The following is a 15,424-nucleotide window of genomic DNA, read 5'->3' on the forward strand; positions in this document are numbered from 1 at the left end:
CGTCGCAAGTCCCGATCGCTTAAATCCGAATTGTTCTCCCAGCGTAGGCGGACGCGAGAGCCTGGTCGGCCGGCGTCTTTGTGGTCGGCGGCACGTCGTGTCGACGAATCACGGTCGATAAGCCTTTAGCGGCTCGTTCCCAAGACCTACGATTTTCCCTCCTTCTGCCGACGGACGCCCCACCCGCGTGATCCGTCAGGGTTCTCGCCATGCGCGAAGTGAAACTTCAGGACCTGAAGTCGAAAACTCCCATTGAACTCCTCGCCTTTGCCGAGGAAATGCAGGTCGAAAACGCGAGCACCATGCGCAAGCAGGAGCAGATGTTCGCGATCCTGAAGCAGCTGGCCTCGCGCGACATCGACATTATCGGCGAGGGCGTGGTCGAGGTGCTGTCGGATGGGTTCGGCTTCCTGCGATCGCCCGATGCCAATTATCTGCCGGGCCCCGACGACATCTATGTTTCACCCTCGCAAATCCGAAAATTCTCGCTGCGGACTGGCGACACCGTCGAGGGACGAATCCGCAGCCCCAAGGAAGGCGAGCGCTATTTCGCCCTGCTCCAGGTCAACACCATCAATTTCGAAGACCCGGAGAAGACCCGTCACAAGGTCAATTTCGACAATCTGACGCCGCTTTACCCGGATGAGCGGCTCAAAATGGAGGTCGACAACCCGACCTCCAAGGATTTGTCGCCACGGGTGATCGACATCGTGGCGCCGCTCGGCAAGGGCCAGCGCGCCTTGATCGTGGCGCCGCCCCGCACCGGCAAGACGGTGTTGCTGCAGAACATCGCCCACGCCATCACCACCAATCATCCCGAGTGCTACCTCATCGTGCTGCTGATCGACGAGCGGCCGGAGGAAGTCACCGACATGCAGCGCTCGGTGAAGGGCGAGGTGATCTCCTCGACCTTTGACGAGCCGGCGGCGCGTCACGTTCAGGTCGCCGAAATGGTGATCGAGAAGGCCAAGCGCCTGGTCGAGCATGGCCGCGACGTCGTGATCCTGCTTGATTCGATCACCCGCCTCGGCCGCGCCTACAACACGGTGGTGCCGTCGTCCGGCAAGGTGTTGACCGGCGGCGTCGATGCCAACGCCCTGCAGCGGCCCAAGCGCTTCTTCGGCGCTGCCCGCAACATCGAGGAGGGCGGCTCGCTCACGATCATCGCCACCGCGCTGATCGACACCGGCAGCCGCATGGACGAGGTGATCTTCGAGGAGTTCAAGGGCACCGGCAATTCCGAGCTGATCCTTGATCGCAAGGTCGCCGACAAGCGCACCTTCCCGGCGATGGACATCACGCGGTCGGGCACCCGCAAGGAAGAACTGCTGGTGCCGAGTGACGTGCTGAAGAAGATGTACGTGCTGCGCCGTATCCTGACGCCGATGGGCACGGTCGACGCCATCGAGTTCCTGATCGACAAGCTGCGTCAGACCAAGAGCAACCAGGAATTCTTCGATTCGATGAACACCTGAACTGCGGCCGGCCAAAGCTGGCGCGCGGGATCGATTCGGACAGGTGATGAACGGGCGGCTTCGGCCGCCCGTTTGCGGTTTGGCGCGGTTTGCGGCGGATCATCATCCGAACACCGGACCGTGGGTCATATGAGAACCCGAGCCCGAGCGGCCCGCCGACCGGTAGAGCGTCAATCCGGCCTGCGCGAATGTGGGATTATGGTGCGGGTTCGGTGGGAGAAGTCCTGGCCGCTTCGCCGGTGGGATGCTGCCCGGGATTCTCGGCAAGCGTTGCGAGCGACGCGGCGATACGATCCGGCACGGTGATGGGCAAGGAGCAATGCTGGCCGGCGCACACCAGTGCGAAGCTGACGCCGGGGACGTGGCTGGGATGCCCGCTCACCAACGCATCCGGCTCGGCGAGGCGGCGAACGATTCGGCCCAGAAACGGCAGCTGCAACGCGGCAGCGGCAAAACGGTCGCGGTCCGGGCCAACGCAGACGATCTCGGCGCCGTGGAGACGGAGATCGATGGCGTTCAGCAGCGACGCGTGGGCGAACAGGTTGGCGGCGGCGGCCGGAACCAGGGCGGCGACCAGCCGGTCGGCATGGTCGCGATAGCGATCCTCGCCGGTCACCACCGCCAAGCGGATCAGGTTGTGGACCGTGATGGCCTGGAAATTGGGCGTGGCGTCGTCTTCGCTTGGCCGAAGGCGGAGCACGACGGCTTCGGCATCGGCAGCGGCGAGAAAATAGCTGCCGTCGGGCGCGGCGTGGTGGCGCTCGAGCGCGGCCTGCCACGCCACGGCGGTGTCGATATAGCCGCGGGCGCCGGTGACCTCAGCCAGCGCGAGCGCTGCCTTGATCATCATGGCGTAGTCGGTGGCCAGACCGGGGAACATCAGCCGCCCGGCGCGAAGGGCGTGGCCAAGACGGTCGCCGCGGGTCATGGTCTCGGCGATCACACGGAACGTACGCTGGGCGCGATCAATCCAGCCCGGCTCGCCCAGCAGCGCGCCGGCGTCCGCCAACGCCGCGATCATCAGGCCATTCCAGTCGGCCAGAATTTTGTCATCACGGCCAGGCGCGGGCCGGCCGGCGCGGCCGGCGCGTAGCTTGGCGCGCAGCAAATCGAATCGGCTGCGGTCCGAATCCAAAATGGGCGGGGCGCCGCGGCGGTTAAGGATATTGGTGCCCTCCCAATTGCCGCCGGCCGAGACGTTGTAGGCGGCGGCAAATGCCGCGGCATCGTCGAGGCCGAGGACGCCGACGATGTCGTCCAAGGTCCAGGTATAGAAGCGGCCCTCGGCGCCGTCCGAATCGGCGTCGAGGCTGGCGGCAAAGGCGCCGTCGACCGTCATCTCGCGGTCGAGCCAGGTGACCAGTTCGGAGGCACATTCGCGAAAGAGCGGGGCGCCGGTGCGGGCGTGGGCCAATGCCAGCAACGCCAGCAGCTGGGCGTTGTCGGAAAGCATCTTTTCGAAGTGAGGCACCTGCCACGCCGCGTCGACGGCATAGCGGGCGAAGCCACCGCCGAGATGGTCGCGGATGCCGCCCTCGCACATTGCGGTCAGAGTGGTTTCGACCGGCTCGAAATAGGCGGCGCGGCCGGTGCGAAGTCCGGCGCGCCACAGCAGTTCCAGCACCGGGCATTGCGGAAATTTCGGCGCGCCGCGGGTGCCGCCATTGACCGGGTCGAACAACCCGATGATTCGGCCGGCGGCGGCGTCGAGTTCGGCGCGGCCAAGGTCGGATGTGCCGGTGGCGAGCCGCCGGGTCAGCAGCGCCTCGCGGATCGCCGCGGCGTTGGCGGCGACGGTGTCGGGCTCGTCGCGAAAGACGCGGGCGACCTCGCGGCAGACGTCGACGAAGGCGGCGCGTCCGAACCGGGCCGCCTTCGGGAAATAGGTGCCGCCCCACACCGGCGCCCCGGCCGGGGTGAGGAACATCGTAAGCGGCCAGCCGCCCTGCTCGCCGATGGCGTGGAGCGCGGACATATAGACGTGGTCGACGTCGGGGCGCTCCTCGCGGTCGACCTTGATATTGACGAACAGCTCGTTCATCACCGCGGCGGTGGCCGGGTCCTCGAAGCTCTCATGCGCCATGACGTGGCACCAGTGGCAGGCGGCGTAGCCGACCGACAACAAGATCGGCCGGCCGGTTCGCTCTGCCTCGGCCAGGGCGGGGGCGCCCCACGGCCACCAATGGACCGGATTGTCCTTGTGCTGGAGCAAATAAGGACTGGTCTCGGCGGCGAGGCGGTTTTCGGACATCGGCAAGCCTTTCAGAATCACGCAAATTCGGACATTCGACGGGAAGCGGCAACGCCGCACCGGAACCGCACACGGCCGACCATGACCAGATCGGATACCATCTTCGCGCTATCGTCGGGCCGGCCACCGGCAGGGATTGCCGTGGTCCGGGTGGCTGGCCCCAACGCCCGATCCGCGCTCGAAGCCCTGGCGGGATCGGTGGGCGAGCCGCGTCGGGTGCGGCTGGTCAGCCTGCGCGATCCCAACTCTGGCGAGGCGCTCGACCGCGGGCTGACAGTGTTGTTTCCGGCGCCGGCCAGCGCAACCGGCGACGATGTCGCGGAGTTTCACCTGCACGGCGGCCGTGCGGTGGTGGCGGACGTGCTGGCGGCGCTGGGGCGGCTGGACGGGCTCCGGCTGGCCGAGCCGGGCGAATTCACCCGCCGCGCCTTCGCCAACGGGGTGCTGGACCTCGCCGCGGTCGAGGGGTTGGCGGACCTGATCGCCGCCGACACCACGGCGCAACGTCGGCAGGCGTTGCGTCAGGCCGAAGGCGCGCTCGGCGGCGTGGTCGCGGGCTGGCGCGAGCGCCTGATCGGTATCGCCGCGCTGGCGGAGGCGGCCATCGACTTTGCCGACGCGGACGACGTGCCCGACGGACTGATCGGCCCGGCGCGGGCGGCGGCGGCGGCGTTGCTCGGCGACATCGAGGCGGTGCTGGCCGGCGCCCGGCGCGGCGAGCGGGTGCGCGGTGGGCTGACGGTGGTGATCGCCGGGCCGCCGAACGCGGGAAAATCGAGCCTGCTCAACGCGCTGGCGCGGCGGGAGGTCGCCATTGTCTCGGCAACGCCGGGCACCACCCGCGATGCCATCGAGGTCCACCTCGACCTCGACGGGGTGGCGGTGACGGTGATCGACACCGCCGGACTGCGCGACGGGGTGGACCCGGTCGAGGCAGAGGGCATCAAGCGGGCGCTGGCGCGGATGGCGCTGGCCGATCTGGTACTGTGGCTTGAGCCGGCCGGCGCGGCAGCCGCCGAGCCGCCAGCGGTGGCGGCGCCGGTGTGGCGGGTCGGCACCAAGCACGATCTCGACACGGGTGAGGCGGGCGCCGAGCGCGACGATGGGGCGGAACGGCACCGGATATCGGTGGTGTCGGGTGCGGGTCTGAACCGGTTGGTCGCCGAGTTGGCGCGGGTCGCGGTGGATTTGGTCGGGGGCGAGCCGGCGCTGGTGACGCGGGCGCGGCAGGCGGCGGCGCTGCGGGCGGTGGCGGCCGCGCTCGGCGAGGCGGTGCAGCGGTCCGATTCGGCACCGGAACTGTTCGCGGAAGACCTGCGGCGCGCGGCGCGCGGGTTGGGCCAGGTCGTCGGCGCGGTCGACGTCGAAGACGTGCTCGACGCGGTGTTTCGGCAGTTCTGCATCGGCAAGTGATCCGTGTTTCACGTGAAACGCGCAGTGAAGGCCGCCGCTGACCTCCGTTTCACGTGAAACAGGCGCTCCCGAGCCAGCCTGGGACGGCGCGCTGGCCCATCGTTACGTCGCCATGGGCCGGCCACACCGTCGCCTGTCCGGCCTATTGGTCGTTGGCGTGGGGTTCGTTCGTTTCCGCCGGTCAAGCCAAGCGGCAAGCCGGTTATGCGCTCATCGGCGTCTCGAATCGCGCGCGGGATGCGCGTCCCGCTGCCAGCGGGACACCGGGCGGCGGCGGCGCGGCGACAGAATTTTGAATTTGCCACCTTCGACCAATCGCCGGGACGGCGATGAATTGGCCGATCAACTCCTTCAGGTTCGCGGGCGAGTTCGGATCGCGCTAACCGAGGGGCCGGCAACGAGGTCGGGCTGGCGTACCCTGGCGATTTTTGAACGCACCGTGCATCGGTTGCCCGACCGTCCGCCGTTACGCCGACGAAATCGTTGCCGCCGGAGACGGCGGCCATTTGCGCGACACGGCTGGCCGGACGAGGGGCGTCGTCGTTTCACGTGAAACACGGTCGATTCGGTACCGTAAACACCAACGCGGCTGACGACGAGCGCCCTTTGACGCCCGGCACGAGCCGCGCTAGGGACGGGCATGAACGAGAGCTATGACGTCATCGTGGTCGGCGGCGGCCATGCCGGCTGTGAAGCGGCCGCGGCGGCGGCGCGCCTTGGCGCCCGCACCGCGCTGGTGACCCACCGGTTTGCCACGGTCGGGGCGATGAGCTGCAACCCCGCCATCGGCGGGCTCGGCAAGGGTCATCTGGTGCGTGAGATCGACGCCCTCGACGGCCTGATGGCGCGGGTGGCCGACCTCGGCGGCATCCAGTTCCGGGTGCTCAACCGTCGCAAGGGCCCGGCAGTTCGCGGCCCGCGCGCCCAGGCCGACCGCCGCCTCTACGCCGCGGCGATGCAGGCGGCGCTGCGCGCCCAGCCCAATCTGACGGTGATCGAGGCCGAGATTGACGATGTGATCGCTGCCGACGGCCGCGTTGCCGCCGCGGTCACCGCCGACGGGCGCACGCTGCGGACCGGGGCGGTTGTGCTGACCACCGGCACCTTCCTGCGCGGGGTGATTCATATCGGCCAAGTGACGACGGCGGCCGGCCGGATCGACGAGCCGCCGGCGTTGGGTCTATCGCGGACGCTGTCGCGGCTCGGCTTTGCGCTGTCGCGGCTGAAGACCGGCACGCCGCCGCGGCTCGACGGCCGCACCATCGACTGGGCCAGCCTGGAGATGCAGGCCGGCGATGACCCGCCGGAGCCGTTCTCGACCTTGACCGAGCGACTGCCGAACCGCCAGATCGCCTGCGGCATCACCCGCACCACCGCGGCGACCCACGCCGCCATTCGCGCCAACCTGGCGCGCTCGCCACTGTTCTCCGGCCAGATCGAGAGTCGCGGCCCACGCTATTGCCCGTCGATCGAGGACAAGGTGGTGCGGTTCGGCGATCGCGACGGCCACCAGATTTTTCTCGAGCCGGAGGGGCTCGACGACCCCACCGTCTATCCCAACGGCATATCGACCTCGCTGCCGGAGGACGTCCAGCGCGCGGTGGTGGCCTCGATTCCCGGGCTGGAGCGAGCGCAGATCGTGCGGCCGGGCTACGCCATCGAGTACGACCACGTCGACCCGCGCGAGTTGGCACCGACGCTGGAGGCGAAACGGCTGACCGGATTGTTCCTGGCCGGCCAAATCAACGGCACCACCGGCTATGAGGAGGCGGCGGCCCAGGGCCTGATTGCCGGCCTCAACGCGGCACGCCGTGCCGGTGGCGGCGGCGGCGTGGTGTTCGACCGCGCCGAAGCCTATCTTGGCGTCATGGTCGACGATCTGGTCACCCGCGGCGTGACCGAGCCCTACCGGATGTTCACCTCGCGGGCGGAATACCGGCTGACGCTGCGGGCCGACAATGCCGACCAGCGGCTGACGCCGCGCGGGGTTGCGCTCGGCTGCGTCGGGGCGGAGCGGGCGGGGCGGTTTTCGCGCAAGCGGGCGGCGCTCGACGCCGCACTGACGCTGGCGCGGTCGCTGACGGTGACGCCGGACCAGGGCGACCGATTCGGCCTCGTACTGAATCGCGACGGCAAGCGGCGGTCGGCGTTCGAGCTGATGTCTTATCCCGACATCGGGTTCGACCAGCTGGTGCAGGTGTGGCCGGAGCTGGGCGGGCTCGACCCCGCGATCGCCGGCCAGCTCACCGTCGACGCCACCTACGCGGTTTATCTCGACCGCCAAGCCGCCGACATCGCGGCGTTTCGGCGCGACGAAGCGCTGGCGATCCCCGACGAGCTCGATTACGGCGCCATCGCCGGACTGTCGACCGAGTTGCGGCAACGGCTGAGCGCGGTGCGGCCGCGCACGATCGGCCAGGCCGGCCGGGTCGAGGGCATGACCCCGGCGGCACTGGCGCTGGTGTGCGTGCGGGCGCGGCGACCGGAGCGGCGAAGCGGCGGCGGTGAGGCGCAGTCGGGCTGAGCGGGTGTTGGTTTCGTCAGTCGGCGGCGCCGCCGCTCGGTGCGACGGGCGAGGGCGCGTTGCTCAGCGGGCCGGCGCCGCTGCCGCAGTCGCCGGTGGACTGGACCCTCGACCTTCCCGCCGGCGGGTGACGTCGGTGCTGCCGCCGGTCTGGTCGGCTGGACTAAAATTGGGGAGCGACAGCCTAAGAGCGCGGCGTGATTGCGCGAGGCGGCGCGACGCCGATCAATCGAGTCGCCGAGAGAGACCTGGCCATACGGCTCGGTGGCGTCTCGAGCCGTATGGCCTGGCGCTCGGTCGCCCAGCGCGCGCGTCGAAGTCGGTTCGGGGCCGGGGGGGGGTGGCGCCGGCCGCAATGCTGGGGAAAACCCGGTGCGCGGGCGCGGTGTTGCGGTGGACAAGCTGTGAACGAGTCGGATCCGCAACGACTGTCAGCCGCGCTAGTGCATTGGCAGCGGGCGTAAATTCGGCGCTGTGCGAGCAGCGCGGCGACAGAATGTAGCAAAATACCGTGCGGCGGGGTGACTGTGGATGGCTTGCGCTCGGAGCGCCACGGCCGCACTGTCGCGCCATGGCGATGACTCGACAGTTCAAGCCGGTGCGGCGCGACGCCGACGTCGATCTCGACGCCGCTCTGGCCGACGACCGGGCGCGAGCGCTGGCAATCGTCCCTGTTTCACGTGAAATAGCGGAGCGGCTCGATCGCTTCGTCGCGCTGCTGCGCAAATGGCAGCCGGCGCAAAATCTGGTGGCGGCCTCGACGCTGCCGACGCTGTGGACCCGCCATATCGCCGATTCGCTGCAGCTCGCCGACTCGCTGCCCGGCGACAGCGTGGTCGATCTCGGCTCCGGCGCCGGCTTTCCCGGCCTGGTGCTGGCAGTGGCGCTGGCGGAGCGGCCCGGCGCCCGCGTCCATCTGGTCGAGAGCAATCAGCGCAAGGCGGCGTTCCTGCGGGAGGCCGCCCGCGTCACCGGTGCGCCGGCCACGGTGCACGCCGCCCGCATCGAGGCCGTGCTTGCGGCGATCCCGACCCCGGTCGCGGCGGTGACGGCGCGGGCGCTGGCGCCGCTGGCCGATCTGGTCGCGCTGTCCTATCCGCTGTTGAAAAGCGGAGCGGTCGGTCTCTTTCTCAAGGGACAAGATGTAGAACGAGAATTGACCGAAACCTCTAAATCTTGGACACTTGAGGTCGTCACCACGCCCAGCCACACCGATCCCGGAGGGCGGATTGTTCGCGTCAATAGGGCGGAACCCCGGGCTCCGAGCAGCTCCTCAGGATCTTAAGGCATGACCGGATTCACCAAACCCAGGGTCATTGCCATCGCCAATCAAAAGGGCGGCGTCGGCAAGACCACTACCGCGATCAACCTCGGCACGGCGCTAGCCGCCGTGAACGAGACCGTGCTGATCATCGATCTCGACCCCCAGGGCAACGCCTCGACCGGGCTCGGCATCGATCGCAAGGCGCGCCGGGTGTCGACCTACGACGTGCTGGCCGGGGACGTCTCGCTCGCCGGCGCCATCTTCGACACCGCGGTGCCGCGGCTGGCGATCGCACCCTCGACGATGGATCTGTCCGGGATCGAGCTGGAGATCGCCGCCTCGCGCGACCGCGCCTTCCGCCTGCGCCACGCCATCGAGGGCCTGGAGGACGGCGCGGCCTGTCCCTACTCCTACATCCTGGTCGACTGTCCGCCGTCGTTGAACCTGCTCACCGTCAACGCCATGGCGGCGGCCGACGCCATCTTGGTGCCGCTGCAGTGCGAGTTCTTCGCGCTGGAGGGCCTGTCGCAGCTGCTCAAGACCGTCGAGCAGGTGCGCTCGACCCTCAATCCGGCGCTGTCGCTGCAGGGCGTGGTGCTGACGATGTACGACGCCCGCAACAACCTTTCGAGCCAGGTGGTGGCCGACGTCCGGGCATTCCTGAAGGACAAGGTCTACGACACCATCATCCCCCGCAACGTCCGGGTGTCGGAGGCGCCGTCCTACGGCAAGCCGGTGCTGCTGTACGATTTGAAGTGCAGCGGCAGCCAGGCCTATCTGCGGTTGGCGTCGGAGATCATCCAGCGCGAGCGCGAGCTGCGCGCGGCCTGACGCGGCTTCCGGCCGACCCCGCCGGGGTCGCGGACGCCGCTCGCCGGAGAATCCTCAAAGGCCAGGATTCGTCGGCGACCGGACGATGGTTTTCCGGCCCGAGCGGCCGGACGCTGTATGAGCCGTCGCGGCGAGGCCGGGCGGGCGGCCGAAACGGCGGGAGCGTGGCGGCGCGGTCCCGAAGTGAGGAGGTCGGCGGTGCGACACCCGCCGCACACAATTCTGGAGATCGAACGTGGCCATGGCAGACGAATCGGCACGCTCGCGGCTGGGGCGCGGCCTCGCCGCCCTGATCGGCGACGTGGGTGAGGAGAGCGCGGCGGTCGAGCGGGCGCGCTACGGTCAGCGCCGGGTGCCGATCGAGTTCATCCGCGCCAACCCGCGCAACCCGCGCCGGATCTTCCAGGAAGACGAACTGGAGGAGCTCGCCGCCTCGATCCGCGAAAAGGGCATCATCCAGCCGATCCTGGTGCGCACGGTGCCGGGCCATCCCGACGCCTACGAGATCATCGCCGGCGAGCGGCGGTGGCGGGCGGCCCAGCGCGCCGCCCAGCACGACGTGCCGGTGATCCTGGTCGAGGCCAGCGACCGCGAGGCGATGGAAATCGCCATCATCGAGAACGTCCAGCGCGCCGACCTCAACCCGCTGGAAGAGGCGATGGGCTACGACGCCCTGATCAGCCAGTTCAGCTACAGCCCGACCGACCTCGCCAAGACCATCGGCAAGAGCCGCTCGCACGTCGCCAACACGCTGCGCCTGCTCAAGCTGCCGGAGGGTATCAAGACCACGCTGGCCGAAGGCAAGCTGACGGCGGGCCACGCCCGTGCGCTGCTCGCCCACGACCAGCCCGAGGAGCTGGCCAAGGAAATCCTCGACAAGAACCTGTCGGTGCGTCAGGCCGAGGCGTTGGCGCAGACCAGCGCCGAAAAAGCCGGCCGGGCGCCGCAGACCCGCCCCCGCGGCGACAAGGACGCCGACACCCTGGCGCTGGAGAAGCGGCTGTCGGATGCGCTCGGGCTGAAGGTGTCGGTCGATCATCGCGGCGAGGGCGGCGAACTGCGTATCCGCTACCGCTCGCTCGAACAGCTCGATGACGTCTGCCGCCGCCTCACCGACGGCTGACCGGGCGATCGATTCGCCCCCGTTTCGTCGATTTCAGGCGGAAATTCCCTGAAAAACCAAGGCGATCTGCCCGGCACCGCGGTCGCAGCTCGTCCGATTCGGCGCCGAAACGTCGGCGCGCAGGGCGCAGGAACGCCCGCCTTCCGGTGACGCGAAGGGATCTCGCGACTACCGGTTCACACCGTCAGCACCACCTTGCCGCGGACGCGGCGGGTGGCGATGGCCTCCAGTGCCCGCGCCGCCTCCGCCAGGGGGTAGGTGGCGTCGATCGGCACCGTCAGCGTTCCGTCGGCGGCCCAGCCGAACAACCGGCTTAGCGCGGCGCGGAAGGCGTCGGGGTGGCGCTCGGCCCAGCCGCCGAGGCTGACGCCGAGGACGTCGCGGCCGCCGAGCAGCACGAGATTGAGCGGGATTCTGGCAATGTCGCCGGCGGCGAAGCCGATCACCAGGAACCGGCCGGCGAAGGCGGTGGCGCGCAGCGCCGGCTCCGAATACGGCCCGCCGACCGCGTCATAGACCACGTCGACGCCGGCGCCGCGGGTCAGGGCACGCAGGCCCGCCTTGAGGTTCTGCGCGGTGTAGTCGAGGCCGTCGTCGGCGCCGAGCGCGCGGCAGAATGCCAGCTTCTCCGCCGAGGAGGCGCAGGCGATCACCCGCGCCCCCATCAGCTTGCCGATCTCGATGGCGGCGGCGCCGACCCCGCCGGAGGCGCCGAGCACCGCCAGCGTCTCGCCCGGCTTCAGCCGGGCGCGGTCCTCCAGCGCGTGCAGCGTGGTGCCGTAGGTGACGATTGTCGCCGCCGCCCGCTCGAACGACAGTTGATCGGGCAGCCGCACCAGCCGCGCGGCCCGGGCCACCACCTTGTCCTGGGCGCAGCCCCAGCCGAGATAGGCGCCGACGCGGTCGCCGGGCCGCACCTCCGTGACGCCGGGGCCGACCGCGGCCACCACCCCGGCGCATTCGCCGCCGGGCGCGAACGGACGCGGCGGCCGCTGCTGGTAGCGGTCCTGGATGATCAGCGTGTCGAAGAAATTGAGCGCGACGGCGCGGACCTCGACCACCGCCTCGCCGGGGCCGGCGACCGGCTCGGCGACGTCGGTGAGTTCGAGCGCGTCGGGCGGGCCGACCCTTGTCGACAGCAGGGCTTTCATGGCGGGGCTCCGGCGGATGGGCCGGCAGTTTAACCCCGGCGCTGCCGGCAGGGGAGGGCCGCGTGGCGCGCCCTTGGTCGAACGCGCCGGCGCGGATTAGAACAGTGGCCGGAGGTTGCCATGCTCGCCGTACCCGCGCCCGACGTCCTTGCCGCCTTCACGCTGGCCTGCGGCGTGCTGATCGTCACGCCGGGGCCGGACATGGCGCTGTTCCTGTCGCGCACGGTGGCGCAGGGCCGGCTCGCCGGCCTTGCCACCTTGGCTGGGGCGCTGAGCGGCATCCTGGTCCATTCGGCGCTGGCGGCGCTCGGGCTTTCGGCGCTGTTGGCAGCCTCGCCGGCGGCGTTTGACGTGCTGAAGTTCGCCGGCGCCGCCTATCTGGTGTGGCTGGCCTTCCAGGCGCTGCGCCATCGCGGCGGCCTCACGCTCGAGCCGGCGCCGGCGCGGCTGAGCACCGCCCGGCTCTATGCCAGCGGGCTCGGCGTCAACCTGCTCAACCCCAAGGTCATCTTGTTCTTCGTGACGTTCCTGCCGCAATTCGTGGCGGCGGACGATCCCGCCGCCGCCGGCCGGCTCGGCTTCCTCGGGCTCTATTTCATCGCGCTGGCGGCGCCGTCCTGCACGCTGATGGTGCTGGCGGCCGACCGCATCGCCGGCTGGCTGCGGGCCTCGCCGGCGGTGATGCGGACCATCGACTATCTGTTCGCCGGGGTGATGGGCGCGTTCGCGCTGAAGCTGATCACCGCCCGGACGGTCGGGAGCTGACCGGGGCGACCAGGAAGCCGGAGGCGTTGCGGCCGGCAATCAGCCAATAGATGAAGCCGACCACGCCGCCGGTCGCCGCCATCATCAGCACCGCGCGGGTCTCGACCGGGGCGGCGCCGACCCCCTCGACCGCCATCAGATCGTAGAGCCCGACCAGCGCGCCCACCACCGCGCCCAGCGCGGCGTTGGCGGTCATGTGCAGCGTCAGCGAGCGCCAGCCGAACGCCTCGGTGAGAATCGCCACCAGCGCGCCGGGCATCGCCACCGGCGCCACCACCGCGGCCGCGATCACCATGCCGAGCAGCTGCAGCGGGTCGATGCCCTGCTCGGCGCTGAAGAAGGTGATCAGCCAGGCGAACAGCGCGAACTGGGCGAACGCCTCGGGCCCGGCGTCGCCGAACTCGGTCGAGGCAAACGAGGCGGTGAGAAACACCAGCCCGGCGCCGGCCGCCAGCGTTAACCCGAACAGGATGACGATGAGGCGCCAGAGCACGCTCATTCAGCCAATGCCATGGCGCGCAGCGCGTCGCGCTCTTGGTGCGACAGCCGCGCGGTCTCGCTCTTGAGCTGGCCGCAGGCGGCGAAGATGTCGCGGCCGCGCGGCGCGCGCACCGGGCTGGCGTAGCCGGCGTCGAACACGACTTCGGAGAAGCGCTCGATGCTGGTCCAGTCCGAGCACTCGTAGGTGGTGCCGGGCCAGGGGTTGAACGGGATCAGGTTGATCTTGGCCGGGATGCCCTTGAGCAGCCGCACCAGCTCGCGGGCGTCGGCGGCGGAATCGTTGACGTCCTTCAGCATCACGTATTCGAAGGTGATGCGCCGCGCGTTCGACAGGCCAGGATAGTCGCGGCAGGCGGCCAGCAGCTCCTTGATCGGGTATTTGCGGTTCAGCGGCACCAGCACGTCGCGCAGATCATCGCGCACCGCGTGCAGCGAAATCGCCAGCATGCAGTCGATCTCGGCGCCAGCGCGCGGGATCATCGGCACCACGCCCGAGGTGGAGAGGGTCATGCGGCGCTTGCCGAGCGAGAGGCCGTCGCCGTCGCCGATGGTGAGAAGGGCGCGCTTGACCGCCTCGAAATTGAACAGCGGCTCGCCCATCCCCATCATCACCACGTTGGTGATGAAGCGGCCGCCGTCGGTCGGCACGATGGCGCCGTCGGGCGCGGCGTTGCCCGGCCAGTCGCCGAGCCGGTCGCGCGCCACCAGCATCTGGCCGACGATCTCGTCTTCGGTCAGGTTGCGCACCAGCATCTGGGTGCCGGTGTGGCAGAACGCGCAGGTCATGGTGCAACCGACCTGCGAGGACAGGCAGAGCGTGCCGCGGCCGGGCTCGGGGATGTAGACCGTCTCGATGTCGTGCGGCTGGTCGCCGGGGTGCTGGGGCGGGAGCCGCAGCAGCCATTTGCGGGTGCCGTCGGCCGACACCAGCTCGGTCACCACCTCGGGGCGGGCCAGCGTGTAGTGGGCGGCGAGGTTGGCGCGCAGCGCCTTGCCGACATTGGTCATGGCGTCGAAATCGGCGACGCCGCGCTCATAGATCCAGCCCCACAGCTGCTGCACCCGCATGCGCAGCTCGCGCTCGGGCACGCCGATCTCGAACAGCGCCTTGGCGAGGCGACCGCGTCCGAGCCCGGCAATCGAGGGCTTCGCCGCGGTGATCGGGGCGGGAATGACGGCTTCGGGGGCGGCGCCGGCGGCCGCGCAAGTATCAATGTGTGTTGTCATGGGATCTGTCTTGGGTGCCGCGTCATACCACAGCCGGCGCGAAACAACATCTCGGAACGGCGGCGGTAACTGTCAATGACGACGGCGGGGCCGAACGGTTGCCAAACCGGCCCATTTACGTCCATGACGGGTGGCGCCTTGGACCACGCCTTGCCCCGACGCGACAAGCGGACTTGCCATGACCCACGCTGCCTTTCCCGAACGCCTGATCGCCGGCTACCAGTCGTTTCTCGATCGGCGCTATGCCGAGCAGCGCGAGCAATACGAGGTGCTGGCGAAAGGGCAGTCGCCCAAGCTGATGGTGATTGCCTGCTGCGACTCGCGTGTTTCGCCGACCGTCATCTTCGATGCCATGCCGGGCGAGCTGTTTACCGTGCGCAACGTCGCCAATCTGGTGCCGCCCTACGAGCCGGGCGGCCACCACGCCGCCTCCTCGGCGCTGGAATATGCCGTGCTCGGCCTCAAGGTCGAACACATCGTCGTGCTCGGCCACGCCAGCTGCGGCGGCGTGATGTCCTACGCCCGCCGCCACACCGACCTTAGCGCCAGCGACTTCATCGGCCATTGGATGGCGATCCTGGAGCCGGCGGCCGCCGCCGAGGGCATCATGCCGGCGACGGATTTGCCCGATGAGGCGGTGACACGGCTGGAGCGCAGCGGCGTCCGCCAGTCGTTGGCCAATCTGATGACGTTTCCGTGGGTGCGTGACCGGGTGAAGACCGGCCGGCTGTTTCTGCACGGCGCCTATTTCGCCATCGCCACCGGCATGTTGGAGCGGCTCGACCCGGCCACCGACCGTTTCGTTCCGATGGGAACGCGCAACCCGTTCCGCGCCGAGGCGGTCGACGTCGACGGCGGCTGAGCGCCCCCGCTATCCACGGGCGAGGGCGGGTGGGGGC

General features: G+C 69.5%; 12 protein-coding genes. 8 read left to right on the forward strand and 4 right to left on the reverse strand.

Going from position 1 to position 15,424, the window contains the following annotated elements:
- The first annotated feature begins 209 nt into the window (after window positions 1–209).
- The gene (rho, locus tag BVIR_RS16015; protein ID WP_055038527.1) at window positions 210–1,475 is read left to right on the forward strand and encodes a transcription termination factor Rho; all 1,266 of its coding nucleotides are present in this window, start codon (window positions 210–212) and stop codon (window positions 1,473–1,475) included.
- A gap of 196 nt (window positions 1,476–1,671) precedes the next feature.
- On the opposite strand, the gene BVIR_RS16020 is transcribed toward rho, so the two are convergent.
- Window positions 1,672–3,726, reverse strand: coding sequence for a thioredoxin domain-containing protein (locus BVIR_RS16020; protein ID WP_082417431.1), 2,055 nt, complete (start codon window positions 3,724–3,726; stop codon window positions 1,672–1,674).
- A gap of 81 nt (window positions 3,727–3,807) precedes the next feature.
- Here BVIR_RS16020 and mnmE point away from each other — a divergent pair, with 81 nt between their 5' ends.
- From mnmE to BVIR_RS16045, 5 genes are all read left to right on the forward strand, one after another.
- Window positions 3,808–5,139 carry a tRNA uridine-5-carboxymethylaminomethyl(34) synthesis GTPase MnmE gene (gene mnmE / locus BVIR_RS16025; protein ID WP_055038528.1) on the forward strand — a complete coding sequence of 444 codons (1,332 nt, stop codon included), beginning with the start codon at window positions 3,808–3,810 and terminating at the stop codon, window positions 5,137–5,139.
- Window positions 5,140–5,779: 640 nt separating this feature from the next.
- On the forward strand, window positions 5,780–7,663 hold the full coding sequence (gene mnmG / locus BVIR_RS16030; protein WP_055038529.1) for a tRNA uridine-5-carboxymethylaminomethyl(34) synthesis enzyme MnmG: 1,884 nt from the start codon (window positions 5,780–5,782) through the stop codon (window positions 7,661–7,663).
- A 577-nt stretch (window positions 7,664–8,240) separates the two neighbouring features.
- Window positions 8,241–8,948 carry a 16S rRNA (guanine(527)-N(7))-methyltransferase RsmG gene (gene rsmG, locus BVIR_RS16035; protein WP_055038979.1) on the forward strand — a complete coding sequence of 236 codons (708 nt, stop codon included), beginning with the start codon at window positions 8,241–8,243 and terminating at the stop codon, window positions 8,946–8,948.
- Window positions 8,949–8,951: 3 nt separating this feature from the next.
- The gene (locus BVIR_RS16040; protein ID WP_055038530.1) at window positions 8,952–9,758 is read left to right on the forward strand and encodes a ParA family protein; all 807 of its coding nucleotides are present in this window, start codon (window positions 8,952–8,954) and stop codon (window positions 9,756–9,758) included.
- 241 nt (window positions 9,759–9,999) lie between these two features.
- Window positions 10,000–10,881, forward strand: coding sequence for a ParB/RepB/Spo0J family partition protein (locus tag BVIR_RS16045; RefSeq protein WP_055038531.1), 882 nt, complete (start codon window positions 10,000–10,002; stop codon window positions 10,879–10,881).
- 176 nt (window positions 10,882–11,057) lie between these two features.
- Here BVIR_RS16045 and BVIR_RS16050 read toward each other — a convergent pair whose 3' ends face one another.
- The gene (locus BVIR_RS16050; RefSeq protein ID WP_055038532.1) at window positions 11,058–12,032 is read right to left on the reverse strand and encodes an NADPH:quinone oxidoreductase family protein; all 975 of its coding nucleotides are present in this window, start codon (window positions 12,030–12,032) and stop codon (window positions 11,058–11,060) included.
- A 120-nt stretch (window positions 12,033–12,152) separates the two neighbouring features.
- Between BVIR_RS16050 and BVIR_RS16055 the strand changes: the two genes are divergently transcribed.
- A complete protein-coding gene (locus BVIR_RS16055) occupies window positions 12,153–12,797 on the forward strand; it encodes a LysE family translocator (protein ID WP_055038533.1) in 645 nt (214 codons plus the stop codon).
- On the opposite strand, the gene BVIR_RS16060 is transcribed toward BVIR_RS16055, so the two are convergent.
- On the reverse strand, window positions 12,772–13,296 hold the full coding sequence (locus BVIR_RS16060; protein ID WP_055038534.1) for a hypothetical protein: 525 nt from the start codon (window positions 13,294–13,296) through the stop codon (window positions 12,772–12,774). The two genes, BVIR_RS16055 and BVIR_RS16060, sit on opposite strands and share 26 nt — an antisense overlap.
- Window positions 13,293–14,525: a dual-specificity RNA methyltransferase RlmN gene (gene rlmN / locus BVIR_RS16065; protein ID WP_055038535.1), complete on the reverse strand. Its 1,233-nt coding sequence runs from the start codon at window positions 14,523–14,525 to the stop codon at window positions 13,293–13,295. Before rlmN ends, BVIR_RS16060 begins: the two co-directional genes overlap by 4 nt.
- Window positions 14,526–14,703: 178 nt before the next feature.
- Between rlmN and BVIR_RS16070 the strand changes: the two genes are divergently transcribed.
- Window positions 14,704–15,387 carry a carbonic anhydrase gene (locus BVIR_RS16070; RefSeq protein ID WP_055038536.1) on the forward strand — a complete coding sequence of 228 codons (684 nt, stop codon included), beginning with the start codon at window positions 14,704–14,706 and terminating at the stop codon, window positions 15,385–15,387.
- The last annotated feature ends 37 nt before the right edge of the window (window positions 15,388–15,424 follow it).

The organism is Blastochloris viridis, from assembly GCF_001402875.1.
Taxonomy (GTDB): Bacteria; Pseudomonadota; Alphaproteobacteria; order Rhizobiales; family Xanthobacteraceae; genus Blastochloris; species Blastochloris viridis.